The sequence below is a fragment of the Bosea sp. ANAM02 genome, assembly GCF_011764485.1.
Taxonomy (GTDB): domain Bacteria; phylum Pseudomonadota; class Alphaproteobacteria; order Rhizobiales; family Beijerinckiaceae; genus Allobosea.
Genome location: NZ_AP022848.1, coordinates 3138251 through 3161552, shown reverse-complemented (window position 1 = coordinate 3161552; position 23302 = coordinate 3138251). Strand labels below are relative to the sequence as shown.

The window sequence follows — 23302 nt, the reverse complement described above, 5'->3', positions numbered from 1 at the left end:
GATATGAGCTATGGAAGTGGTTTGACGCTGGCGATTTTGCGCGAATGCAAGGAGTTCGAGGACGCAAGCCTTCCGGCTTGCTACGAAGAACGACACGGCAGTCGCGCAAAAGCGCCGCGCCCTTCGGGTGAGGTGAAAACGCCGGAGCTGCAGCGTCGCATCGCTTGCCGATACCGACGTATCGGCGGCGCTACGCTCCTCCCATCTCCGGCGTTTTGACCTCATCAAATCGCTTCCATAGCTCATATCAGCCTCTAGTTCTTCGCCGTGTTGCCATCAGCCGGAAGCTCGGCCCGGCGATTGGCTGATTTCAGCTCGCCGGTCGCCTCGTCGACGCTGACCTCGTTGACGGTCACGGTCTGGCCGGGGCGGACGAGCTGGCCGCCCTCGACGATGATGCGCTCGCCGTCCTTGACGCCGCTGTCGACCAGCCAGTTGTTGCCGATGTTGCGGCGGGTCACCAGCACGCGCTCCTCGACCTTGCCCTCGGCCGAGACGAACTTGGCGGTCGCCTCGCCCTTCGTGTTGCGGCCGACGGCGCGCTGCGGCAGCAGGAAATTGTTCTCGGCGATGCCTTCCTGGATCTCGGCGCGGACGAACATGCCCGGCAGCAGCAGCCGCTCCGGATTGGGGAACTCGGCGCGGACGCTGAAAGTGCCGGTGGTCTCGTTGATGTTCGCCTCGGCGAATTCGAGCTTGCCGGACTGGGCATAGGCGTCGCCGGTGTCGAGCTTGAGCTTCACCGCGACATTGGGGCCGGTGAACTTCAGCCGCCCCGAGGCGATGTCGCTGCGGAATCGCAGCAGGTTGGTGCTCGACTGGGTGACGTCGACATTGATCGGGTCGAGCTTGCGGATCGTGGTCAGCACCGCCGCCTGATTGGCGGTGACGAGGGCGCCTTGCGTCAGCGCCGACTTGTCGATGCGCCCGTCGATCGGCGCGGTGACCTTCGTATAGGCAAGGTTGATCCTGGCCGCCTCGACATTGGCCTTGGCGGCCGCGACATCGGCCTGGGCCTGGCCCAGGGTCGCTGCGGCGTCGTCGGCATCCTGCTTGCTGCCGGCATTGCGCTGGAGCAATTCGCGGTAGCGGTCGGCACGCACCTGCGCGTTGGCGACGGCGGCCTCGGCCTTGTGCTGGGCGGCGACGGCGCTGTCGAGCGCGGCCTGATAGGGGGCGGGGTCGATCTCGTAGAGCACGTCCCCGGCCTTGACCTCGCTGCCCTCGCGGAACAGCCGCGACTTGATGATGCCGTTCACCTGCGGCCTGATCTCGGCGATCAGGCTGGCCGAAACGCGGCCCGGCAGCTCCGCCGTGATCGCCACGGGCTGCGGATGCAGCGTGACGACGCTGACCTGGAGCTGGGGCTGCTGTGGCGGAGCAGCCGCCTTCTCGGAATTGCAGGCGGCCAGCAGCGCTGCGAGCAGCAGCGCGCCTGGCAGGGCGTGGTGGGAAGAGGAGGGGGCGCGCTTAGCCGGCATGCGGGCTCTCTTTTTGGAAACTATCGGGTTTCTTATCTCTTGATTTCCCAGACTGTCAAACTCAAGAATGCGGCGCGATGACGGACGCGCGTGTGACAGATGACAAAAACGGCTGATACAGCGGCACAGCCCCGGGGGCGCGGGCGGCCCAAGACGCGTTCCGACGAGACGGAGCGGCAGCGGATCGTGCAATCCGCGCGGGACCTGTTCCTCGATGTCGGCTATGGCGGCACGACGATGGATGCGGTCGCGGCACGCTGCGGCGTCTCGAAGCGCACGCTCTACCAATTGTTCCCGGCCAAGACCGACCTGTTCCGGGTGATGATGGCCGATCACCGGCGTTCGATGCTGGCGCTGCCGCGACCTGACGGCGAGGATCTGCCGTTGCTGGAAGCGCTCGCCGCAATCTTCCGGCTCGATATCGACGAGATCGACAATCGTGATCGGCTGGCCTTCGTCAGGCTCGTCCTCGCCGATTCGGACCGCTTCAGCGAGATCGGCGAGATGATCGAGCAGGAGGGGGCAGAGCCGGCGCGACGCCTTCTCGAAGATTGGCTCGCCGCCCGGCAGGCACGCGGCGAGCTTCGCGCCTTTCCGGCTGATGCTTTGGCCCGCATGCTGATGGACATGATCTTCTCGGTACTGATCAAGCGCTTTCCCGGCGACCGGCTGCTGACGGTCGAAGACCGTGCCCGGCACGCGCGGCTCTGCCTAGGCGTGTTCCTGCAGGGAGCGGCGATGAAGGCGGGATGACCGACGCGGCTGCCGTGCTGGCCCTCGCGTTGCTGACGTAAGGCGATCGCGCTGCGGCGCGCCCGACATTCCCGGCCTCTGCCGACTTGCCCGCCGCCGCGCGTCGCCTCTACAAATGCGTCACGCTGCAGCGCCGTTGCCGCGGTCGAGGGGAGAGTGCTTGTGAAGATCGGAACACCCAGGGAAATCTTCGCCGGCGAGGCGCGGGTGGCGATGACGCCCGACAGCGCGCTCCAGCTCCAGAAACTCGGCTATGATTGCCTGATCGAAGCCGGCGCGGGCCTGGCGGCCGGCTTCACGGACGACGCCTATCGTGCTGCCGGCGTGACGGTCGTCGAGACCGCGGCAGCGCTCTGGGACGAAGCCGACGTTATCGCCAAGGTGCGCCCGCCGGAGACGGCCGAGGCCGAGCGCCTCAAGGCCGGCAAGACCCTGATCTCGTTCTTCTATCCGGCGCAGAACAAGGAGCTGCTGGAGCTCTGCAAGGACAAGGGCGCCGACGTCATCGCCATGGACATGGTGCCGCGCATCTCGCGCGCCCAGAAGATGGACGCCCTGTCGTCGATGGCGAACATCGCCGGTTATCGCGCGGTGATCGAGGCCGGCAACAATTTCGGCCGCTTCTTCACCGGCCAGATCACGGCGGCAGGCAAGGTGCCGCCGGCCAAGGTGCTGGTGGTCGGCGCCGGCGTCGCCGGTCTCGCGGCGATCGGCACGGCGACTTCGCTCGGCGCCATCACCTATGCCTTCGACGTGCGCCCGGAGGTCTCCGAGCAGATCGAATCGATGGGCGCGCAGTTCGTCTTCCTCGACTTCAAGGGCCAGCAGCAGGACGGCGCTACGACCGGCGGCTATGCCGCCCCGTCCAGCCCCGAGTTCCGTGAGGCGCAGCTCAAGAAGTTCCGCGAGCTCGCCCCCGAGATCGACATCGTCATCACCACCGCGCTGATCCCCGGCCGCGACGCGCCGGTGCTCTGGACCGCGGACATGGTCGAGGCGATGAAGCCGGGCTCGGTGATCGTCGACCTCGCCGCCGAGCGCGGCGGCAATTGCGAACTGACCAAGGCCGACCAGAAGATCGTCACGCCGAACGGCGTCACCATCGTCGGCTATACCGACTTCCCGAGCCGGATGGCGGCCCAGTCCTCGACGCTCTACGCCACCAATATCCGCCATATGATGACGGACCTGACGCCGGCCAAGGACGGCAAGCTCGTCCACAACATGGAGGATGACGTCATCCGCGGCGCGACGGTGACCTTCCAGGGCGCCGTCACCTTCCCGCCGCCGCCGCCGAAGGTGGCCGCGATCGCGGCGCAGAAGCCGAAGGAGAAGGCCAAGGAACTAACCCGCGAGGAGAAGCTCGCTCTGGAGGCGGCCGCCTTCAAGGAGCAGACCCGCTCGCAGCTCACGCTGCTCACCGTCGGCACGGTGGTGATGCTGATCATCGGCGCCTACGCGCCGGCGAGTTTCATGAGCCATTTCATCGTCTTCGCGCTCGCCTGCTTCGTCGGCTTCCAGGTGATCTGGAACGTGTCGCATTCGTTGCACACGCCGCTGATGGCGGTCACCAACGCGATCTCCGGCATCATCGTGCTGGGCGCGCTGCTGCAGATCGGCTCCTCGGGCTGGATCGTCACCATCCTGGCGATGATCTCGGTCTTGATCGCATCCATCAACATCGTAGGCGGCTTCCTGGTCACGCGCCGGATGCTCGCCATGTTCCAGAAGTCCTGAGGGGGGCTCGGACGTGAGCATCGGTATCGTTTCCGCGGCCTATATCTCCGCCGCCATCCTGTTCATCCTGTCGCTCGGCGGCCTCTCCAACCAGGAAAGCGCCAAGCGCGCGGTCTGGTACGGCATCGTCGGTATGGCGCTCGCCGTCTTCGCCACGGTCTTCGGCCCGGGCAGCGGCAAGCTCTGGCTCGTCCTCGTCATGTTCGCCATCGCGGCCGCCATCGGCTGGCAGGTGGCGATGAAGGTGCAGATGACCGAGATGCCGCAGCTCGTCGCGGCGCTGCACTCCTTCGTCGGCCTCGCTGCCGTGCTGATCGGCTTCAACGCGCATATCGAGCTCGGTACCGTCCAGGCGCTCGAACCCGCCGCACGCGCGGCGCTGACCGGCTTCGCCGGGGTGCTGGCGCACAAGACCGGCGTCGAGATCTCGATCCTGAAGGTCGAGGTCTTCCTCGGCGTCTTCATCGGCGCGGTCACCTTCACCGGCTCGATCATCGCCTTCGGCAAACTCGCTGGAAAGGTCGACGGCAAGGCGAAGAAGCTGCCCGGCGGTCATATGCTCAATGCCGGCGCCGCCGCGCTCTCGCTGCTGCTGCTGATCGTCTACGTGCAGGGGGCGGGCTTCTGGGCGCTCTTCCTGATGACGCTCTTGGCCTTCTTCATCGGCTACCACTTGATCATGGGCATCGGCGGCGCCGACATGCCGGTCGTGGTCTCGATGCTGAACAGCTATTCGGGCTGGGCGGCCGCCGCCATCGGCTTCACGCTCGGCAACGACCTCCTGATCGTCGTCGGCGCGCTGGTCGGCTCGTCGGGCGCGATCCTCAGCTACATCATGTGCAAGGCGATGAACCGCTCCTTCATCTCGGTCATCCTCGGCGGCTTCGGCAACACCACCGGACCGGCGCAGGCGATCGAGGGCGAGCAGATCGCGATCGATGTCGACGGCGTCGCAGCCGCTCTCAACGAGGCCGACAGCGTCATCATCGTGCCCGGCTACGGCATGGCGGTGGCGCAGGCGCAGCAGTCCGTGTCGGAGCTGACGCGCAAGCTGCGCGCCGCCGGCAAGGAGGTTCGCTTCGCGATCCATCCGGTCGCCGGCCGCCTGCCGGGCCATATGAACGTGCTGCTCGCCGAGGCGAAGGTGCCCTACGACATCGTCATGGAGATGGACGAGATCAACGAGGACTTCCCCGAGACGGATGTCGCGATCGTCATCGGCTCCAACGACATCGTCAATCCGGCGGCGCAGGAGGATCCGAACTCGCCGATCGCGGGCATGCCGGTGCTGGAGGTCTGGAAGGCGAAGCAGGTCTTCGTCTCCAAGCGCGGCCAGGGCACGGGCTATTCCGGCATCGAGAACCCGCTCTTCTATAAGGAGAACACGCGGATGTTCTACGGTGACGCGAAGAAGAGCCTCGACGAGCTCCTGCCGAAGATCGCCTGAGATAGGGCTGAAGCGGAATCGCGGCCTGCAAAGAGCGGGCCGCGGTTCGCCGCGAGACGACGGCGATTGGGCTGCTTCCGGAGGCAGCGCAGCGGGCGTGATTCGACGGTTTGCCAGGGCCGTCAACCGTTCGCGACGGCGCCGGCCACTCCCGGCGTTTGCCTCTCCGAAACGACTGGCGGGCCATGATGGCGGCCTGCTCTCCGGAGGTGGATGTGGAAACGTCGCTCTATCTGCCCGTCAAGCGCTTTCTCGAAGGGCTCGGCTATGCCGTGAAGGGCGAGATCGGGCCTTGCGATCTCGTTGGGCTTCGCGATGGCGACCCATCGGTCGTCGTGATCGGCGAATTGAAGCTGAGCTTCAATCTCGAACTCATCCTCCAAGGCGTGGACCGCCTCAGTCTCGGCGACGAGATCTGGCTCGCCGCCCAGCTTTCCGCCCGGGGCAAGGGGCGCGAAAGCGATCCGCGCTATCGCAATCTCTGTCGGCGTCTCGGCTTCGGCCTGCTCGGCGTCTCCAGGGCCGGCGATGTCGTCATCCTCGTATCGCCGGCGGCGCCGACACCGCGCAAGGACCCGCGCCGGCGCTCACGGCTGGTGGAGGAGCACAAGCGCCGGCAGGGCGACCCGGCCATGGGCGGCGGCACGCGCAAGCCGATCATGACGGCCTATCGCCAGCAGGCGCTGGCCTGCGCGGCCGCGATGGCGCTGGAGCCGAAGCGGCCGCGCGACCTCAAGCCGTCCTGCCCGGATGCCCAGAAGATCCTGCACCGCAATGTCTATGGCTGGTTCGAGCGCGCCGGGCGCGGTGTCTACGTGCTGACCGAGGCCGGCCGCGAGGCGCTCGCGACATGGCAGCCCCAGCTCCCGGCGATATCGGAGGTGGCGGGGATCGCGGCCTGAGCTCAGTCATCCCCTTGCCATGGCTGCGCCTCATCGCGATCGTACAGCCTCCGGCGATCCTTCGGATGGACTGAAAAGGGGTGATGGATGACGGCGCGGAAATTTCTGGCGGCGGGTGCCCTGTCGCTGGTTGCTCTGTCGCTGGCAGCCTGCCAGAGCGACGCGCAGCAAGCGCCGGTCACGGCCGCGCCAGGCTTGCCCGGAATGTGCCGCGAGGACGCGGCCGAGGCGTTGGCGGGTAAGGCTCGCGTCAGCGATTCCCAGGCGCAGCAGCTCACCGGCGCGACCATCGTCCGACAGATTCGGCCGGGGCAGGGCGTGACGATGGATTATCGCCGGGAGCGCGTGACCATCGAGACCGACGCGAAGACCGGCAGGATCGTCCGGGCGTATTGCGGATAGATGGCGGCAAAGTCCGATGCCGTAGCCGTCATGCTCGGGCTCGACCCGAGCATCCCTGGACGGAAAGGCGCCCCTTCCTGCGGGAGATTCTCGGGTCAAGCCTGGGAATGACGTTCCATCCTTGCAGGGCGAAAGGCTAAGACAGGGGCGCTTCCGTCCGGAAGGCAGGCGATCTGGCCGGTGCCGAAGCTCAAGATGTCCCAAACGAAAAAACCGCCCTGACGGGCGGCTTTTCAAAGCGAAATCAGATCGGGAGGCCAGGCCTCACTTGATCTTTGTTTCCTTGAACTCGACGTGCTTGCGCGCGACGGGGTCGTACTTCTTCTTCGACATCTTCTCGGTCATCGTGCGCGAGTTCTTCTTCGTCACGTAGAAGAAGCCGGTGTCGGCGGTCGAAAGCAGCTTGATCTTGATCGTCACGGCCTTGGCCATGGGTCTATCCTCGAACCATGCGGGCCGATGGCCCTCGGAAAAGAAAATGGCCGGGCGAGCCCGGCAAACCGTCAGCGCGGGAAATGCCGCAAAGGGCAGGCGAAGTCAAGGAGGAATAGCTTGGCGGCGCCCGGGCTTCGAGAAGAGGCCATTCTTCATGAAACGTCATCCCTGGCGACCGCAGGGAGACCCGGGTTCCATTCCGGAACCTTTATCGGAAATGCTCCGGAATGGATCCCGGATCTTCGCTTCGCTGTGTCCGGAATGACCCTGGTTTGGGGCTCGGCCTGCTTCCCGGCGGCCTTCTCAAAGCTCCTCGCGCACGAAGCTGCCGCGCTTCTCCCAATAGAAAGGGACCGGCAGATAGGGCGCGAAACCGCCTTCGATCCGGGCCTCGACCTCCTGGATGATCACCTTGGTGATCGTCGGAAGGTCGAGCTCCTTGGCCTCGTCGAAATCGACCCAGACCAGATCGACCAGTTCCGAATCGGGGCCGATGATGCCGTCGATCCGCTTGGCGACGGCGGAGGCGTCGATCGCGAAGAAGCGGGTGTCGAATCGCTTCGGCCGGCGTGGCGGCGTGATCGCGCGGGCGACGAAGGTCACCGCCGAGAGATCGGGATAGACGCCTTGCGCAGCGAACTCGCTCCAGCTCCCGGACGGCGCGACATCCGGCGTGCCGAATTCGTCGGAGCCGAAGAGCAGCCCGGTTTCCTCGAAGGTCTCGCGGATCGCGGCCATCGCCAGAGCGCGCGCCTTGCCGGCGCCGGGGCGCAGGCAGCGCTTGCCGAGCCGGTCCTCGCAGATCTGCGGCACGGCGCCGGTCGCGACCATCTGCCGGTCTCCGGCATCGACGCGCCCGCCGGGGAAGACGTATTTGCCCGGCATGAACTTGTGGCTCGCATGGCGCTTGCCCATCAGCACCTTGGGTCGCGCGAGGCTACGATCCAGGATCATCATGGTCGCCGCGTCCTTGGGACGCTGGTTGGCGGTGGTGCGTGCGCGCTCGGCCTGGGTGAGGGTGACGGTGTGGTCGGTCATCAGCATGAATCCGAAGGAGGTAAAGGCTGGCGCTCGGGCTTGTCGGGCTCGCCGCCGAAGCCATGCATGCGCACGGCCCATTGCAGGCCGACGACGCCGCCCTTCACGGGCTGCATCAGCGCGAAGGACAGGATGATGGTGAGAAGCGGCCAGACCGTCATGTGCAGCCACATCGGCCAATCGGCGAATTTCTCGGCCAGCAGCAGGCCGCCGACGATGATATGGCCGACGATCGTGATCACGATATAGGGCGGCAGGTCGTCGGCGCGCTGGTGGTGCAGGTCCTCGCCGCAGACCTCGCATCGATCGACGGGTTTCAGAAAGGCGCGGAACAGCCGGCCCTGGCCGCAATGCGGGCAGCGGCCGCGCAGACCGCGCGCCACCGCCTGGCGCCAGTCTCGTGCGTCGAGATGCCCATCCGCGCTGTGGATCCGGACGCCCATCACCGCCTCTTGCCGGGCTTGCTCTTGCCGCTTTTGGCCCGGCCTGGCTTGCCCTTCTTGCCGAAGCTCGCCGCCGGCCGGCTCGTTCCGAAGGGCGCTCCGCCGCCGCGCCGCCTGCCGGCGCCGCTTGCCGTCATCTTCCGTCCGGCCGAGAGGATTTCGAAGCGCAGGGCGCCCGCGACCGGCGCCGCCTCGACCAGCTTGACATGGACGCGGTCGCCGAGGCGCCAGCTCTCCCCGGTGCGCTCGCCGATCAGGGCATGGGCCGCCTCGTCATAGCGATAGTAGTCGCCGCCCAGCGTCGAGGCCGGGACGAAGCCGTCGGCGCCGGTGCCGTCGAGCTTCACGAAGAGCCCGGCCCGGGTGACGCCGCCGATGCGCCCGTCGAAGCTCGCGCCGATCTGGTCGGCGAGGAAATGCGCGATCAGGCGGTCGGTGGTCTCGCGCTCGGCCGCCATGGCGCGCCGTTCGGCCGCCGAGATGCGGGTCGCGACCTCGCGTAATTCCGCGAGCGTCGTGCTCTTCGGCAGGCCGTCATCGCCGAGCTTCAGCGCCGTGATCAGGGCGCGATGCACGATCAGGTCGGCATAGCGCCGGATCGGCGAGGTGAAATGGGCATAGCGGCGCAGGTTCAGGCCGAAATGCCCGTAATTCTCGGCGACGTATTCGGCCTGGGCCTGCGTGCGCAGCACGACCTCGTTGATCAGCGTCTCGTTCTCGGAGCCCTTGATCATCGCCAGGATGCGGTTGAACAGCACGGGCCTCAGCGCCCCGTCCTGCGGCAGCTTGATGCCGATCGAGGCCAGCACCTCGCCGAGCGCCCGCATCTTCTCCAGCGAGGGCTCGTCATGGCAGCGATAGATCAGGAGGCTGCCCGCCTTTTCCAAAGTCTCGGCCGCCGCGACATTGGCGAGGATCATGAATTCCTCGATCAGCCGATGAGCCGCGAGCCGGTCCGGCACGATGACGCGGTCGACCGAGCCGTCGGGCTTCAGGATCAGCTTGCGCTCGGGGAGATCGAGCTCGAGTGGCTGGCGCTGGTCGCGGGCACGCGCCGCGATGCCATAGGCCGCCCAGAGCGGCATCAGCACGCTCTCGCGGATCGGCGCGGTCTTCTCGTCGGTCTGCCCGTCGATGGCGGCCTGTGCCTGTTGGTAGGAGAGCTTCGCCGCCGAGCGCATCAGCACGCGGTGGAACGAATGGCTCTTCTTCGAGCCGTCCGCCTTGAGCACGAGCCTCACGGCGAGCGCCGGCCGGTCCTCATGCTCCCGCAGGGAACAGAGATCGTTCGAAATCCGCTCCGGCAGCATCGGCACGACGCGGTCGGGGAAATAGACCGAGTTGCCACGCTCCAGCGCCTCGCGGTCGAGCGCAGAGTGCGGCGTCACATAGGCCGCGACATCGGCGATGGCGACGGTGACGACGAAGCCGCCGGGATTGTACGGGCTGTCGTCCGGCACGGCGTGGACCGCGTCGTCATGGTCCTTGGCATCGGCCGGATCGATGGTGACGAGCGGCAATTCGCGCCAGTCCTCGCGGCCCTTCAGGCTGGCAAGCGGCGCGTTCGCTGCTTCCTGAAGCGCGGCCGGCGGGAATTCATGCGGAATACCGTGGGCATGGATCGCGATCAGGCTGACCGCGCGCTCCGACTTGATGGAGCCCAGCCGCTCGCGGACATGCGCCTCCGGCGGGCCGAAGCGGCTCTCGCGGCGTAACGAGACCGAGACGAGATCTCCGTCCTGCGCCTCGGCCGTGCGGCCCTTCGGGATGATCGCCTCGCGGCCTAGCGCCTTCTTATCGATCGGCACGAGCCGGCCGGAGCCGTCGGGCAGGGCGCGGAAGATGCCGAGCACGGCGGCCCGGGCCTTGCCCATCACCTTGAGAACGCGCCCGGAATAGCCGAAGCCTTCGACGCCGCGCAGCCGCGTCAGCTTGAGGATGACATGGTCGCCGACGCCCGGCGCCGGCGCGGCCGACTTGTCCTTGCGCCGGCCCTCGCGGGAGCGTTCGATCAGGATTTGCGGCGGGGCGCCGTTCTCCGCCTCGTCCCATTCCAGCGGCTGGGCGACGAGATCGCCCTCGCGGTCGCGGCGCTTGATCTCGGAGAGCAGCACGGGCGGCAGCGCGCCGCGCGGATGGACCGGGCGCTCCTTGCCGTCGCCGCCGATCTCGCCGTCCTCGGCCAGTTCCTTGAGCAGGCGCTTCAGCCAGATCTTGCCGCCGCCATCGAGGCCGAAGGCCTTGGCGATCTCGCGCCGGCCGACCTCGCGGCCGGCGGCGCGCTCTTCCTCGATGAAGTCGAGAACGGCCTCGCGGCTCGGATCAGGAACGGACACGGCCGGTACTCGGGGCATTGGGCAGGGAAAAGCGTGACACGCCGCCTGTCTGCCACGGCTCGCGGCCATGCGCCAGCATTAGCCGCCCGAAAGCAAGAAGGGCAGCCCTTGCGAGCTGCCCTTCCATTGCCGAACCGCGACCCGGCGAACCGGATCTGAAGGTGCGAAAACTCACGCGGAATAGAAACCCCAGCAAGAAGAGGTCCAGGTCCGCCCGCCTTGCACCAGCGGTTGATGACAATGAGACACTGGATCACCTCCTTTCAGTTGTTACCGACAAGAAAGAGGCTAAGGCGATTCTGCGGGACTCGTAAATGCCAAAAAATGCGCTGGACGAGCCCGACCAAAGTCGCGTTCGGGGTTGGAAACCGGTGAGCCGGCTCTTCCATTGCACAGCAATGAGGCAGGGATGTCTGCGGTGAAGGCACGATCACCAAGGCGCTATCCGTGCAGCTTCAGCCCTTTGGTGATCTTGTCGATCTCCTTGCGCTCGCCATGGAGGCCGAGGCCGACGAGATCGAGCGCATCCGTCGCCACCGCAGCGACAGCGGCACGGTTGTCGCTGTCGTTGCCGGTCGCGAACAGCTCTTTCGTATAGAGATGCGGCCGGACGCCGCGTTGCTGCGCCCGTTGCAGCACATTCGTAAGCTCGCCGCCGCTCGCGGCGAAGATCAGGACGGGCTGGCGGATCAATGGCCCGTAGAAGCGGCCGGACGCATCCTGATAGGGTTCGCCCGCGAGTTCCGGGGCGGTTCCGACAAGGCCGCCGGCCAGGAAGCTGGCGACGTTGAGTTTTTGCCAGGTTGCGAGATCATCGCGAACCACGATGGCGATCTTGGTATCGTAACGCATGGACATATCGCTAACCGAGGCCGGCAAGGCCCGTCTTGAACGATCGTGCGGGCCGGAGCGGGACTGGGTCCGGCTCGGCACCGGCACTGACGGCATCGAGCGCATGGAGGCGTTTTTCCGCGGCTATGCCTATGATCCGCACCGCCACGACACCTATGCCTTCGGGCTGACGCTCTCGGGCGTGCAGTCCTTCGACTATCGCGGCGCCAGGTGCGACAGCCTCGGCGGCCAGGCCATCGTCCTGCATCCCGACGAGGTCCATAACGGCCGCTCCGGCATCGAGAGCGGCTTCCGCTACCGCATGCTCTATGTCGAGCCGCGCCTGATCCGGCAGGCGATGGGCGAGGGCGGCCATGCCTTGCCCTTCATATCCACAGCCGTTTCGCAGGAGCCTCGGCTCGTCGCGGCGATCGCCCGCGCGCTGCGCGATCTCGACCAGCCGTTCGATCCGCTGGCGGCCGACGATGTGGTCGAACGGCTCGCCCAGGCCTTGCTCGCGCTCGATCCCGCTGCCGGGAGCGCCGGTTCATCCCGGCTCGATGCAACGATGCTGGAGCGGGCACGCGACTATCTCGATATCCATGCGGCCGAGGCCGTCGATTCAAGTCGGCTGGAGACCCTGACCGGGCTCGACCGCTTCGCCCTGGCGCGCCAGTTCCGCGCCGCCTTCGGCACCAGCCCCTATAACTACCTCGTGATGCGCCGCCTCGAACGCGCCCGCCGGATGATAGCGGAAGGCGCCGCTCTGGCTGACGCGGCCTTCGCCTGCGGCTTCGCCGACCAGAGCCATTTCACCCGCCAGTTCCGCCGCGCCTATGGCGTCACGCCGGGTCGTTGGCGGGCTCTGCAACGGCAGATCCGGGCCTGAGACCTGCGCCCCGCCCGCTTGCCCCGCCCGCCGCCTCCATGCTTGAAGCAGCGGAAGCCGGCTTTGCGGAGTGTCTGAGATGCAGCTTGGAGTGATCGGCCTCGGCCGTATGGGGGGCAATATCGTGCGCCGGCTGATGCGCGCCGGCCATGAATGCGTAGTCTATGATCGCGATCCGAAGCCGGGTCAGGCGCTCGCCACGGACGGCGCAACGCTGGCCAGCGACCTCAAGGACATGGTCGCCAAGCTCAAGGCGCCGCGCGCCATCTGGGTGATGCTGCCGGCCGGCAAGATCACCGAGGCGACGCTGGCCGAGCTCGCCGGTCTCGTCTCTTCAGGCGATACGCTGATCGACGGCGGCAACGCCTTCTGGAAGGACGACGTCCGCCGCGGTAAGGAGCTCGCGGTCAAGGGCATCCACTACATGGATATCGGCACCTCCGGCGGCGTCCACGGCCTCGATCGCGGCTATTGCCTGATGATCGGCGGCGACAAGGCGGCCTTCGACCGGCTGGAGCCGATCTTCGCCACGCTGGCGCCCGGCAAGGGCGAGATCGAGCCGACAAAGCATCGCGAGGGCCGCAACCCGACGAGCGAGCAGGGCTATCTCCATTGCGGCCCGACCGGCTCCGGCCATTTCGTCAAGATGATCCATAACGGCATCGAATACGGCATGATGCAGGCCTTCGCGGAGGGTTTCGACCTCTTGCGCAACGCCTCGGCCAAGGAAGGCCTGCCGGCCGAATACGGCTTCGATTTCGACGTGGCGGAGATCGCCGAGGTTTGGCGTCGCGGCTCTGTCGTCACCTCCTGGCTGCTTGATCTCACCGCCGAGGCTCTGGCCGCCGACGAGGAACTCTCCTCCTATACCGGCAATGTCTCGGATTCCGGCGAGGGCCGCTGGACGGTCGATGCCGCCGTCGAGACCGCGACCCCGGCGGAGGTACTGACCTCGGCGCTGTTCGCGCGCTTCCGCTCGCGCGTGGACCACACCTTCGGCGAGAAGATCCTCTCGGCGATGCGCGCCGGCTTCGGCGGCCATGTCGAGCCCAAGAAGCAGGGCTGAGACGGTGATGGAGGCAGCAAGCGGCGGTCGTCCGGCCGTCATCGTCGTCATGGGCGTCGCGAGCTCGGGCAAGACCTCGCTCGGCGAGCGGCTGGCGGAGCGCCTCGGCTGGCCCTTCCGCGACGCCGATTCCTTCCATCCGCCCGAGAACGTGGCCAAGATGGCCGGCGGCACGCCGCTCGACGACGACGACCGCAAGCCCTGGCTCGCGGCGATCGCCGCCTGGATCGACGATCTGCGGGCCGAGGGCGGGCACGGCATCGTCACCTGCTCGGCGCTGAAGCGCGCCTATCGGCAGGTGATCGTCGGCGATCGGCCGGATGTGCGCCTGGTCTATCTCAAGGGCTCGCGCGAGCTGATCGGCCGGCGCATGGCCGCCCGCCAGCACCATTTCATGCCGCCGGCCCTGCTCGACAGCCAGTTCGCCGCGCTGGAGGAGCCGGGCGAGGACGAGAAGCCGCTCGTCGTCTCGGTCGAGGATAGCAAGGATGCGATCGTGCAGGACGTGGTCGAGCGGCTGGGGTTGTAGACGGCTGAACCATTGCCGTCATTCCGGGGCTTTGCGCAGCGAAGAGCCCGGAACCCATGAACACGGCGCTATTCAAGCTTTCGTCATGCTCGCCCTTGTGGCGAGCATCCACGTCTTGAACACCGCCCTCGATCGGCGAAGGCGTGGATGGTCGGGACAAGCCCGACCATGACGGGAGCGCTGTGTTCATGGGTTCCAGGCTCAGGCTTTCGGCCTGCCCGGGAATGACGGAGGAGGAATCCTCACGTCACCTCGAACCAGCTCCACAGCCCGAGGTCGAAGCGCTCCAGCACCGTCGACGAAATGAGCCAACGGCCGGGATTGTCGGCGATGAAGGCGATGTGCAGCTTTCTGCGCTCGGGGATCTGCACGGTGTCGAGGAAATAGTTCTCCCAGCCGTCGTCGAGCGGGTGCAGCAGCCGGAAGCTGTGGCCGTGGACGTGGAACGGCTGGACGAAGGCGGTGCGGTTGTCGATCGCCATGACGATCGGCGTGCCGCGCTTGACGCTGAACAGCGGCTTGCCCTCGAACGAGCCTGTGCCGCCATTGACCCGCCAGGGGCTGGCGAGATCGAGCCCGGTGAAGTCGAGCTTCTGGTCCTCGGTCAGCCTGGCGCCGCCCTCGACGACGAGTTCGGGCCGCAGCGCATCCTGCATCCGCACGCCGAGCGGCAGGGCCGGGTTGAGCTTGAGGGCCGGTGTGGCCGCCGGGGGCACCTGCGGCTGGCCCGCCGTCACGATCCTCACCAGCGGCAGCCCGCCGCCGATCAGCGCGCTGACATTGACGGCGGCGCCGACCTCGATCGGCAGGTCGAGGATGACGTCGTAGCGCGTGCCTGGCGCGAAGGGCAGTTGCGAGCGCACCGGCTCGAAACTCTCGGTGGGCTGGCTGTCGACCGCGATCACGGTCGTCTTGCCGCCGTCGAAGCGCAATCGCATGATCCGGGCATTGCAGGCATTGGCGAGCCTGAGGCGGACACGCGCGCCGGGCCGGGCCGTGACCGGCTGCGGCGGCGAGCGGCCGTTGACGGTCAGCCAACTGCCGAGGCGCCCGGCCGAGGCCGAGGCATTGCCCTGCAGCACGAAAGGCTGGAGCGCCTGGTCGTCGCCGATCAGCCAGTCGGTGATGAGGACGGGCAGGTCGAGATCGACCGAAAGCGGCTCCTTCTCTTCGACGATGACGAGCCCGCTCAAGCCGCGGCCGGCCGGTTCGGATGAGATGCCGGCCCGAAGCGGGCGATAGAGCAGGGTGCCCGAATCCGGCGGCGTGATCCGGAACTCGCCGGTATCGCCTGGCGCGATCGGCGGGCGCGTGAAGCTGGCGCCGCCGTCGCGCTCGGCCTCGCCGCGCAAGCCGTACCAATGCAGGTCGAGCGGCGCCGTCGTCTTGTTCTCGAGCCTCAGCGCCAGCGTCTCGCCCTGCTTGATTCGCAAGGGCGGGGCGGGCGTTGCGCCGTCGAGGGCCCAGATTTCGGTATCGACCGGCGGCGAGGGGCGCAGCCGGGCCTTCGCCGGGGCGGCGACAAGCGTCTGCCGCCGCAGCTCGCTGGCCGGCTTGGCGGCCGGGGCGGGAGCTTGCGCGAATCCCGCCGATGGCGCGATCAGGCAGGTGCCACCGAGCCCCGCCAGCAGATGGCGGCGCGTGAATGAGGGGCGGGGGGCGGCGGGTGGCTTCGTCATCGCCTATCGCATAATCCGGCCGGCCGGTTCTGGCGAGAGCCGGGCCGGGCCCGGCTCCGAAAAGCGCTGTGGGCGGCCTGTTTTGCAGAACCGTCATTTTTTTGCTGCATGGCCCGGCCGAAATGCGTATAGGCCTGCGGCTTGACGATGGCCGCGCTGCGTTTGCTCGCGCGTAAGCGCTATCGGACCGGCGGGCGTGGCGGAATTGGTAGACGCACTGGTTTTAGGTACCAGCGGCGAAAGTCGTGGGGGTTCGAGTCCCTCCGCCCGCACCATCGGTCTCGATCATCGCGTGCCCCTCAGGGCGCGAAAACGATGATCGATTTGAAGAGTTTTTCGCGAGCGCGGCGGCGGTCGGACCGGCGTCGCGCTTTGGACATTGAGACGTAAACGAGCTGTTGGCGGTACAAAAATGAACGTGACCGAAACCCTGTCCCAGGGCCTCAAGCGCGAATTCCAGGTGGTGCTGAACGCCGCCGACCTGAAGACCAGGCTCGATGGCAGCCTCCAGGACCTGCAGGGCAAGGCGCGGATCAACGGCTTCCGCCCGGGCAAGGTGCCGGTCGCGCATCTGCGCCGCCTCTATGGCCGTTCGGTGATGTCCGACGTGCTGCAGAACGCCGTCAACGAGGCGAACCAGAAGATCGTCGCCGACAACAACCTGAAGCTCGCCTTCGAGCCGCAGATCCGCTTCCCCGAGAACAAGGAAGAGATCGAGGCCGCGATGGAGGCCAAGGGCGACCTCGCCTTCACCGTCGCGCTTGAGGTTCTCCCGAAGATCGAGCTCGCCGACCTCTCCGACGTTTCGCTGGTGAAGCCGGTCGCCGAGGTTCCGGACGCCGATGTCGACGCCGCGCTGCTGCGCATGGCCTCCGGCAACCGCAGCTACACCTCGAAGGGCGAGAAGGCGAAGGCCGAGAAGGGCGACCGCCTGATCATCTCCTTCGTCGGCACGCTCGACGGCGAGAAGTTCGACGGCGGTACGGGCGAAGGCATCCCGCTCGATCTCGGTGCCGGCCAGTTCATCCCGGGCTTCGAGGAGCAGCTCGAAGGCGCCAAGACCGGCGAGACCCGTACCGTCAAGGTGACCTTCCCCGAGAACTACGCGGCCGAGAACCTCGCCGGCAAGCCGGCCGAGTTCGAGGTCACCGTCACCGACGTGCAGGGCCCGGACGCCATCGAGATCAATGACGAGCTGGCCAAGGCCTTCGGCATGGAGTCGCTCGACAAGCTCAAGGAAGCGGTGAGCGAGCAGATCGGCCGTGACTTCACCGCCCAGTCGCGCCGCAAGCTCAAGAAGGGCCTGCTCGACGCGCTCGACGGCAAGTACACCTTCGAACTGCCCCCGACCCTGGTCGAGCAGGAGTTCGCCAGCGTCTGGAGCCAGGTCGAGGCCGACATGAAACAGGCCAACAAGACCTTCGCCGACGAGGACACCACCGAGGACGCCGCCCGCGCCGACTACCGCAAGATCGCCGAGCGCCGCGTGCGCCTGGGCCTCGTGCTGGCCGAGATCGGCGAGCAGGCCAAGGTCCAGATCTCCGATGACGAGGTCACCCAGGCCCTGATCGAGCGCGCCCGCCAGTTCCCGGGCCAGGAGAAGGAAGTCTGGGACTTCTATCGCAAGAACCCGCAGGCTCTGGCCGAGATTCGCGCCCCGATCTTCGAGGAGAAGGTCGTCGACCACCTGCTCGGCCAGGTGAAGGTCGAGGACCAGACGGTTTCGCGCGAGGCGCTCTATGCCGACGACGACGCCGAGGAAGCCGCCGAGGCCAAGCCGAAGAAGGCCGCTGCCAAGAAGACGAAGAAGGCCGAAGCCAAGGCCGACGACGCGTCTGCCTGAGCTTCGCGGCAACCTTAACGACAGCTATCGCGCCGCCGGCCTTCGCGACCGGCGGCGCTTCCCTTTTCAGCCGCGATGGCCGTGCTTATGTGGGTGGCTGCCTTGAGGCTGTTATGAACCATGGAAGGGGATTTGACGCAGGCGATTTTGCGCGAATGCAAGGAGTTCGAGGACGCAAGCCTTCCGGCTTGCTACGAAGGACGACACGGCAGTCGCGCAAAATCGCCGCGCCCTGCGGGTGAGGTGAAAACGATGGAGCTGCAGCGTCGCACCGCTTGCCGATACGGACGTATCGGCGGCGCGATGCTCCTCCCATCTCCATCTTTTTCACCTCATCAAATCCCCTTCCATGGTTCATAACAGCCTCTTACGCTGCCGATTCGACATTGCGCGGGTTTCCCGGCGCCTTCATCTCAAGGACAGATCCATGCTTCGCGATCCGATCGAGACCTATAACAATCTCGTCCCGATGGTGGTCGAGCAGTCGAGCCGCGGCGAGCGCGCCTTCGACATCTATTCGCGCCTGCTGCGCGAGCGCATCATCTTCCTGACCGGCCCGGTCGAGGATTACTCCGCCTCGCTGATCGTGGCGCAGCTCCTGTTCCTCGAGGCCGAGAACCCCAAGAAGGAAATCTCCTTCTACATCAATTCGCCGGGCGGCGTGGTCACCTCCGGCCTCTCGATCTACGATACCATGCAGTTCATCCGCTGCCCGGTGACGACGCTCTGTGTCGGCCAGGCCGCCTCGATGGGCTCGCTCCTGCTGACGGCCGGCGCCAAGGACATGCGCTTCGCCCTGCCGAACGCGCGCATCATGGTTCACCAGCCCTCCGGCGGCTATCAGGGCCAGGTCACCGACATCCTGATCCACGCCAAGGAGGTCGAGAGCCTGAAGAAGCGGCTCAATGAAATTTACGTGAAGCACACCGGCCGTCCCTACGAGGACATCCACAACGCGCTGGAGCGCGACAACTTCATGACAGCCGAGCAGGCCAGGGAATTCGGGCTGATCGACCAGGTCATCGAGAAGCGGCCGGAAGAGGCGGCCTGAGGCGCCTGATCCACGGTCTCGAAGCTGTGGGTTGGCGTGCCGGCCCGCAGAGGCCATATTGAACAGGGATCGGCCCCGTGGTTGCATGGGGTCGGGGGTGAGCGGACATGCGCTCCACTATGATCCGGTTTGGATCGACCCGGCGTATCCGAATGTACCGGAACGGGTCGTTAACCTAATCATCGTGATCTGAGCGCTTATGTATGACGGAGAGACGACGGTTGCATCTGCCGCGGCGGGTGTGGTCCCGGTCTCCGGAACTGGAGATGGACAATGGCTAACAAGCCCGGCGGCGACTCGAAGAGCACCCTCTACTGCTCTTTCTGCGGCAAGAGCCAACATGAGGTTCGCAAGCTCATCGCGGGCCCGACCGTGTTCATCTGTGATGAATGCGTCGAGCTCTGCATGGACATCATCCGCGAGGAATCGAAATCCGCGCTGGTGAAGTCGAAGGATGGCGTGCCGACCCCCAAGGAGATCCGCAAGGTCCTCGACGATTACGTCATCGGCCAGGAGCACGCCAAGAAGGTGCTCTCGGTGGCGGTGCACAACCACTACAAGCGCCTCTCGCACGCGACGAAGCAGAACGATGTCGAGCTCGCCAAGTCGAACATCCTGCTGATCGGGCCGACCGGCTCGGGCAAGACGCTGCTGGCGCAGACGCTCGCCCGTATCCTCGACGTGCCCTTCACCATGGCCGATGCGACGACGCTGACCGAGGCCGGCTATGTCGGCGAGGACGTCGAGAACATCATCCTCAAGCTGCTCCAGGCCTCCGACTACAATGTCGAGCGGGCGCAGCGCGGCATCGTTTATATCGACGAGATCGACAAGATCAGCCGCAAGTCGGACAATCCCTCGATCACCCGCGACGTCTCGGGCGAGGGCGTCCAGCAGGCGCTGCTCAAGATCATGGAAGGCACCGTCGCCTCCGTCCCGCCGCAGGGCGGGCGCAAGCATCCGCAGCAGGAGTTCCTGCAGGTCGACACCACGAACATCCTGTTCATCTGCGGCGGCGCCTTCGCCGGCCTCGACAAGATCATCTCGGGCCGCGGCAAGGGCACCTCGATCGGTTTCGGCGCCAAGGTTCAGGCTCCCGATGATCGCCGCACCGGCGCGATCTTCCGCGAGGTCGAGCCCGAGGATCTCCTGAAGTTCGGTCTGATCCCGGAATTTGTCGGCCGCCTGCCGGTCCTGGCGACGCTGGAGGATCTCGACGAGGCGGCGCTGAAGACCATCCTGACCGAGCCGAAGAACGCGCTGGTTAAGCAGTATCAGCGCCTGTTCGAGATGGAGGACACCCAGCTCACCTTCACCGACGAGGCCGTCAGCCTGATCGCCCGCAAGGCGATCGAGCGGAAGACCGGCGCCCGCGGCCTGCGCTCGATCATGGAAGGCATCCTCCTGGAGACGATGTATGAACTGCCTGGCCTCGAAGGGGTCGAGCAGGTCGTGATCGGGCCCGAGGCAGTGGAAAGCAAGGCCCGCCCGCTCTTCATCTATGCGGAGCGCGAGGACGAGACGAAGGCTGCCTCGGCCTCCTGATTCTCACTGATCGCGACAACGCGACGCGCGCCATTGGCGCGCGTTTTGCGTTTGAGATGGGATGAGGTTCGAAATGGAACCTCGCCGTCATTCCGGGGCATTGCGCAGCAACGAGCCCGGAACCCATGCACATGACGGCTCTCGCGAAGGCGCGGGCAGTCTGCGCGGCAGGGGCGTGTGCATGTGTTCCGGGCTCGGCCCTGCGGGCCGCCCCGGAATGACGGTGGTGGACGACTTTCCTGCAACGCAACGCTGCGGTGCATGGGCCGGATACCTCGCTTGAAAGCCGGCGAGGAAGTCTCCACTTTAGGTGCACTTGCGAGAGTCGCATGCCTTATGGGGTGCGAAGCGCGAGGGCGGAGAGGCGAATGGTCGCCTTGGCCGCACACGTCCGATCGCTCCGCCCATCTCGGGGGTCCGCCGGGCGCAACTGCAAAGGAACTGCCATGACTGGCTCGACGCCCCGCGCTCCTTTCGTCACAGGCGAGACCGGCACCTATCCGGTTCTGCCTTTGCGCGACATCGTCGTTTTTCCCCATATGATCGTCCCGCTCTTCGTCGGCCGCGAGAAGTCCATCCGCGCGCTCGAGGAAGTCGTGAAGACGGACGGGCTCATCCTGCTGGCGACCCAGAAGAACGCCGGCGACGATGACCCGCAGCCCAACGAGATCTACGAGATCGGCACGCTCGCCCGCGTGCTCCAGCTTCTGAAGCTGCCCGACTCCACCGTGAAGGTGCTGGTCGAGGGTGTCGGCCGCGCCAGGGCCTCGTCCTATTCGGCGAGCGAATCCTTCTACGAGGCCGAGGCCACCGGTCTGGCCGAGGAAGAGGGCAAGAAGGTCGAGGTCGAGGCGCTGGCCCGTTCGGTCGTCAGCGAGTTCGAGAGCTATGTGAAGCTCAACAAGAAGATCTCGGGCGAGATTGTCGCTGCGGTCACGCAGATCGACGAGCCAGCCAAGCTCGCCGATACCGTCGCCTCGCATCTGGCGGTCAAGATCGCCGATCGTCAGGGCGTGCTGGAGATCACCAACGTCGCCCACCGCCTGGAGAAGGTCCTGTCGCTCATGGAGAGCGAGATGTCCGTCCTGCAGGTCGAGAAGCGCATCCGCTCGCGCGTCAAGCGCCAGATGGAGAAGACCCAGCGCGAGTATTATCTCAACGAGCAGATGAAGGCGATCCAGAAGGAGCTCGGCGACGGCGAGGAAGGCCGCGACGAACTTGCCGAGCTGGAAGAGCGCATCGCCCAGACCAAGCTGACCAAGGAAGCCCGCGACAAGGCGACGGCCGAGCTGAAGAAGCTGCGCCAGATGTCGCCGATGTCTGCGGAAGCGACCGTCGTGCGCAACTATCTCGACTGGATGCTCGGCATTCCGTGGGGCAAGCGCTCGAAGATCAAGAAGGACCTCAACGCCGCCCAGCTCGTGCTCGACGACGATCATTTCGGCCTCGACAAGGTCAAGGACCGCATCGTCGAATATCTCGCCGTGCAGCAGCGCGCCAACAAGCTCGCCGGTCCTATCCTGTGCCTCGTCGGCCCTCCGGGCGTCGGCAAGACCTCGCTCGGCAAGTCGATCGCCAAGGCGACCGGCCGCGAGTTCGTGCGCATGTCGCTCGGCGGCGTGCGTGACGAGGCCGAGATCCGTGGTCACCGCCGCACCTATATCGGCTCGATGCCCGGCAAGATCATCCAGTCGATGAAGAAGGCCAAGACCTCGAACCCGCTCATCCTGCTCGACGAGATCGACAAGATGGGCCAGGACTTCCGCGGCGACCCCTCGGCGGCCCTGCTGGAGGTGCTCGATCCCGAGCAGAACGCGACCTTCAACGACCATTACCTCGAGGTCGATTACGACCTGTCGAACGTGATGTTTGTGACGACGGCGAACACGCTGAACATCCCGCCGGCCCTTCTGGACCGCATGGAGGTGATCCGCATCGCCGGCTACACGGAGGAAGAGAAGACCGAGATCTCGCGCAAGCATCTGATCCCGAATGCGATCAAGAAGCACGGGCTCGACGGCAAGGAGTGGTCGATCACCGACGAGGCCCTGCAGACCCTGGTCCGGCGCTACACGCGTGAAGCGGGCGTCCGCAATCTCGAGCGTGAGCTCTCCAACACGGTCCGCAAGGGCGTGAAGGACATCGTGCTCGGCAAGAAGGCCAAGGTCGTGGTCAACGAGCCGCTGCTGGAGGAGTATCTCGGCCCGCCGCGCTATCGCTACGGCATGGCGGAGACGGAGGATCAGGTCGGTGTCGTCACCGGTCTGGCCTGGACCGAGGTCGGCGGCGAACTGCTGACGATCGAGGGCGTCATGGTGCCCGGCAAGGGTCGCATGACCGTCACCGGCAACCTCAAGGACGTGATGAAGGAATCGATCTCGGCGGCGGCCTCCTATGTCCGCTCGCGGGCCGTCGATTTCGGCATCGAGCCTCCGCTCTTCGACCGGCGCGACATCCATGTCCACGTTCCCGAGGGGGCGACCCCCAAGGACGGCCCGTCGGCCGGCATCGCGATGGCGACCACCATCGTCTCGATCCTGACCGGCATCCCGACCAATCGCGACGTTGCCATGACCGGCGAGGTCACGCTGCGGGGCAGGGTGCTGCCGATCGGCGGCTTGAAGGAGAAGCTCCTGGCGGCTTTGCGCGGCGGCATCAAGAAGGTGCTGATCCCCGAGGAGAACGCCAAGGACCTGATCGACCTGCCGAAGTCGGTTCGTGACGGGCTGGAGATCGTTCCGGTCGCGCGCATGGAGCAGGTGCTCGAGCATGCGCTGACCCGCCAGCCGGTTCCGATCGTCTGGGAGGAGGATCTCAAGGCCCCGCTGCCCAAGGGCGGGGACGATGATGCAGCGGGTGTCGTCGCCCACTGACCTCCGGTCTTCAAGGAACCAG

Annotated in this window: 19 protein-coding genes and 1 tRNA gene; 13 read left to right on the top strand and 7 right to left on the bottom strand. The window is 66.3% G+C overall.

The window, feature by feature from the left end:
• Positions 1-254 precede the first annotated feature (254 nt).
• Complete coding sequence (locus OCUBac02_RS15145; RefSeq protein ID WP_173046732.1) at positions 255-1481, bottom strand: efflux RND transporter periplasmic adaptor subunit; 1227 nt, start codon at positions 1479-1481, stop codon at positions 255-257.
• Between the two features lie 186 nt (positions 1482-1667).
• On the opposite strand from OCUBac02_RS15145, the gene OCUBac02_RS15140 reads away from it, so the two are divergent.
• The 5 genes from OCUBac02_RS15140 to OCUBac02_RS15120 all read left to right on the top strand — a co-directional run bounded on the left by OCUBac02_RS15140 (position 1668) and on the right by OCUBac02_RS15120 (position 6722).
• Positions 1668-2234, top strand: a complete 567-nt coding sequence (locus OCUBac02_RS15140; RefSeq protein WP_244638951.1) for a TetR/AcrR family transcriptional regulator — start codon at positions 1668-1670, stop codon at positions 2232-2234.
• A gap of 162 nt (positions 2235-2396) precedes the next feature.
• Positions 2397-3971: a Re/Si-specific NAD(P)(+) transhydrogenase subunit alpha gene (locus tag OCUBac02_RS15135; protein ID WP_173046728.1), complete on the top strand. Its 1575-nt coding sequence runs from the start codon at positions 2397-2399 to the stop codon at positions 3969-3971.
• A 13-nt stretch (positions 3972-3984) separates the two neighbouring features.
• Positions 3985-5418 carry an NAD(P)(+) transhydrogenase (Re/Si-specific) subunit beta gene (locus OCUBac02_RS15130; protein ID WP_173046726.1) on the top strand — a complete coding sequence of 478 codons (1434 nt, stop codon included), beginning with the start codon at positions 3985-3987 and terminating at the stop codon, positions 5416-5418.
• Between the two features lie 215 nt (positions 5419-5633).
• On the top strand, positions 5634-6320 hold the full coding sequence (locus OCUBac02_RS15125; RefSeq protein WP_173046724.1) for a DUF2161 domain-containing phosphodiesterase: 687 nt from the start codon (positions 5634-5636) through the stop codon (positions 6318-6320).
• A gap of 87 nt (positions 6321-6407) precedes the next feature.
• On the top strand, positions 6408-6722 hold the full coding sequence (locus OCUBac02_RS15120; protein WP_173046722.1) for an I78 family peptidase inhibitor: 315 nt from the start codon (positions 6408-6410) through the stop codon (positions 6720-6722).
• A 264-nt stretch (positions 6723-6986) separates the two neighbouring features.
• On the opposite strand, the gene rpmG is transcribed toward OCUBac02_RS15120, so the two are convergent.
• From rpmG to OCUBac02_RS15095, 5 genes are all read right to left on the bottom strand, one after another.
• Positions 6987-7154: a 50S ribosomal protein L33 gene (gene rpmG, locus OCUBac02_RS15115; RefSeq protein ID WP_038367996.1), complete on the bottom strand. Its 168-nt coding sequence runs from the start codon at positions 7152-7154 to the stop codon at positions 6987-6989.
• Between the two features lie 306 nt (positions 7155-7460).
• Positions 7461-8195, bottom strand: coding sequence for an NUDIX hydrolase (locus OCUBac02_RS15110; protein ID WP_173046720.1), 735 nt, complete (start codon positions 8193-8195; stop codon positions 7461-7463).
• On the bottom strand, positions 8195-8638 hold the full coding sequence (locus OCUBac02_RS15105; protein WP_173046718.1) for a DUF983 domain-containing protein: 444 nt from the start codon (positions 8636-8638) through the stop codon (positions 8195-8197). The genes OCUBac02_RS15110 and OCUBac02_RS15105 overlap by 1 nt, the downstream gene beginning before the upstream one ends.
• Positions 8638-10992 carry a ribonuclease R gene (rnr, locus tag OCUBac02_RS15100; RefSeq protein WP_173046716.1) on the bottom strand — a complete coding sequence of 785 codons (2355 nt, stop codon included), beginning with the start codon at positions 10990-10992 and terminating at the stop codon, positions 8638-8640. Before rnr ends, OCUBac02_RS15105 begins: the two co-directional genes overlap by 1 nt.
• Positions 10993-11415: 423 nt before the next feature.
• Positions 11416-11826 (bottom strand): DUF2000 family protein, encoded by a 411-nt coding sequence (locus OCUBac02_RS15095; protein WP_047577695.1) that lies wholly within the window; start codon positions 11824-11826, stop codon positions 11416-11418.
• Between OCUBac02_RS15095 and OCUBac02_RS15090 the strand changes: the two genes are divergently transcribed.
• The 3 genes from OCUBac02_RS15090 to OCUBac02_RS15080 all read left to right on the top strand — a co-directional run bounded on the left by OCUBac02_RS15090 (position 11825) and on the right by OCUBac02_RS15080 (position 14289).
• The gene (locus OCUBac02_RS15090) at positions 11825-12694 is read left to right on the top strand and encodes an AraC family transcriptional regulator (protein WP_173046714.1); all 870 of its coding nucleotides are present in this window, start codon (positions 11825-11827) and stop codon (positions 12692-12694) included. The two genes, OCUBac02_RS15095 and OCUBac02_RS15090, sit on opposite strands and share 2 nt — an antisense overlap.
• Before the next feature lie 79 nt (positions 12695-12773).
• Positions 12774-13760, top strand: coding sequence for a phosphogluconate dehydrogenase (NAD(+)-dependent, decarboxylating) (gene gnd / locus OCUBac02_RS15085; RefSeq protein ID WP_173046712.1), 987 nt, complete (start codon positions 12774-12776; stop codon positions 13758-13760).
• A gap of 7 nt (positions 13761-13767) precedes the next feature.
• On the top strand, positions 13768-14289 hold the full coding sequence (locus OCUBac02_RS15080; RefSeq protein WP_173046710.1) for a gluconokinase: 522 nt from the start codon (positions 13768-13770) through the stop codon (positions 14287-14289).
• A 242-nt stretch (positions 14290-14531) separates the two neighbouring features.
• On the opposite strand, the gene OCUBac02_RS15075 is transcribed toward OCUBac02_RS15080, so the two are convergent.
• A complete protein-coding gene (locus OCUBac02_RS15075; protein ID WP_173046708.1) occupies positions 14532-15968 on the bottom strand; it encodes a multicopper oxidase family protein in 1437 nt (478 codons plus the stop codon).
• A 190-nt stretch (positions 15969-16158) separates the two neighbouring features.
• On the opposite strand from OCUBac02_RS15075, the gene OCUBac02_RS15070 reads away from it, so the two are divergent.
• The 5 genes from OCUBac02_RS15070 (at position 16159) to lon (ending at position 23280) form a co-directional block, all read left to right on the top strand.
• A tRNA-Leu gene (locus OCUBac02_RS15070) sits at positions 16159-16243 on the top strand.
• A gap of 137 nt (positions 16244-16380) precedes the next feature.
• Positions 16381-17811 carry a trigger factor gene (tig, locus tag OCUBac02_RS15065; RefSeq protein WP_047573503.1) on the top strand — a complete coding sequence of 477 codons (1431 nt, stop codon included), beginning with the start codon at positions 16381-16383 and terminating at the stop codon, positions 17809-17811.
• 427 nt (positions 17812-18238) lie between these two features.
• Positions 18239-18862 carry an ATP-dependent Clp protease proteolytic subunit gene (locus OCUBac02_RS15060; protein ID WP_047580894.1) on the top strand — a complete coding sequence of 208 codons (624 nt, stop codon included), beginning with the start codon at positions 18239-18241 and terminating at the stop codon, positions 18860-18862.
• Between the two features lie 273 nt (positions 18863-19135).
• On the top strand, positions 19136-20407 hold the full coding sequence (clpX, locus tag OCUBac02_RS15055) for an ATP-dependent Clp protease ATP-binding subunit ClpX (protein WP_047580895.1): 1272 nt from the start codon (positions 19136-19138) through the stop codon (positions 20405-20407).
• A gap of 446 nt (positions 20408-20853) precedes the next feature.
• A complete protein-coding gene (lon, locus tag OCUBac02_RS15050; protein WP_047580896.1) occupies positions 20854-23280 on the top strand; it encodes an endopeptidase La in 2427 nt (808 codons plus the stop codon).
• Positions 23281-23302 lie beyond the last annotated feature (22 nt).

Bases quoted from the DNA above. Each gene is read 5' to 3' on its own strand.
- OCUBac02_RS15145 (WP_173046732.1), bottom strand. From the start codon at position 1,481: ATGCCGGCTAAGCGCGCCCCCTCCTCTTCCCACCACGCCCTGCCAGGC.
- OCUBac02_RS15120 (WP_173046722.1), top strand. From the start codon at position 6,408: ATGACGGCGCGGAAATTTCTGGCGGCGGGTGCCCTGTCGCTGGTTGCT.
- rpmG (WP_038367996.1), bottom strand. From the start codon at position 7,154: ATGGCCAAGGCCGTGACGATCAAGATCAAGCTGCTTTCGACCGCCGAC.
- OCUBac02_RS15110 (WP_173046720.1), bottom strand. From the start codon at position 8,195: ATGACCGACCACACCGTCACCCTCACCCAGGCCGAGCGCGCACGCACC.
- OCUBac02_RS15105 (WP_173046718.1), bottom strand. From the start codon at position 8,638: ATGGGCGTCCGGATCCACAGCGCGGATGGGCATCTCGACGCACGAGAC.
- rnr (WP_173046716.1), bottom strand. From the start codon at position 10,992: ATGCCCCGAGTACCGGCCGTGTCCGTTCCTGATCCGAGCCGCGAGGCC.
- OCUBac02_RS15090 (WP_173046714.1), top strand. From the start codon at position 11,825: ATGGACATATCGCTAACCGAGGCCGGCAAGGCCCGTCTTGAACGATCG.
- OCUBac02_RS15095 (WP_047577695.1), bottom strand. From the start codon at position 11,826: ATGCGTTACGATACCAAGATCGCCATCGTGGTTCGCGATGATCTCGCA.
- gnd (WP_173046712.1), top strand. From the start codon at position 12,774: ATGCAGCTTGGAGTGATCGGCCTCGGCCGTATGGGGGGCAATATCGTG.
- OCUBac02_RS15080 (WP_173046710.1), top strand. From the start codon at position 13,768: ATGGAGGCAGCAAGCGGCGGTCGTCCGGCCGTCATCGTCGTCATGGGC.
- OCUBac02_RS15075 (WP_173046708.1), bottom strand. From the start codon at position 15,968: ATGACGAAGCCACCCGCCGCCCCCCGCCCCTCATTCACGCGCCGCCAT.
- tig (WP_047573503.1), top strand. From the start codon at position 16,381: ATGAACGTGACCGAAACCCTGTCCCAGGGCCTCAAGCGCGAATTCCAG.
- OCUBac02_RS15060 (WP_047580894.1), top strand. From the start codon at position 18,239: ATGCTTCGCGATCCGATCGAGACCTATAACAATCTCGTCCCGATGGTG.
- clpX (WP_047580895.1), top strand. From the start codon at position 19,136: ATGGCTAACAAGCCCGGCGGCGACTCGAAGAGCACCCTCTACTGCTCT.
- lon (WP_047580896.1), top strand. From the start codon at position 20,854: ATGACTGGCTCGACGCCCCGCGCTCCTTTCGTCACAGGCGAGACCGGC.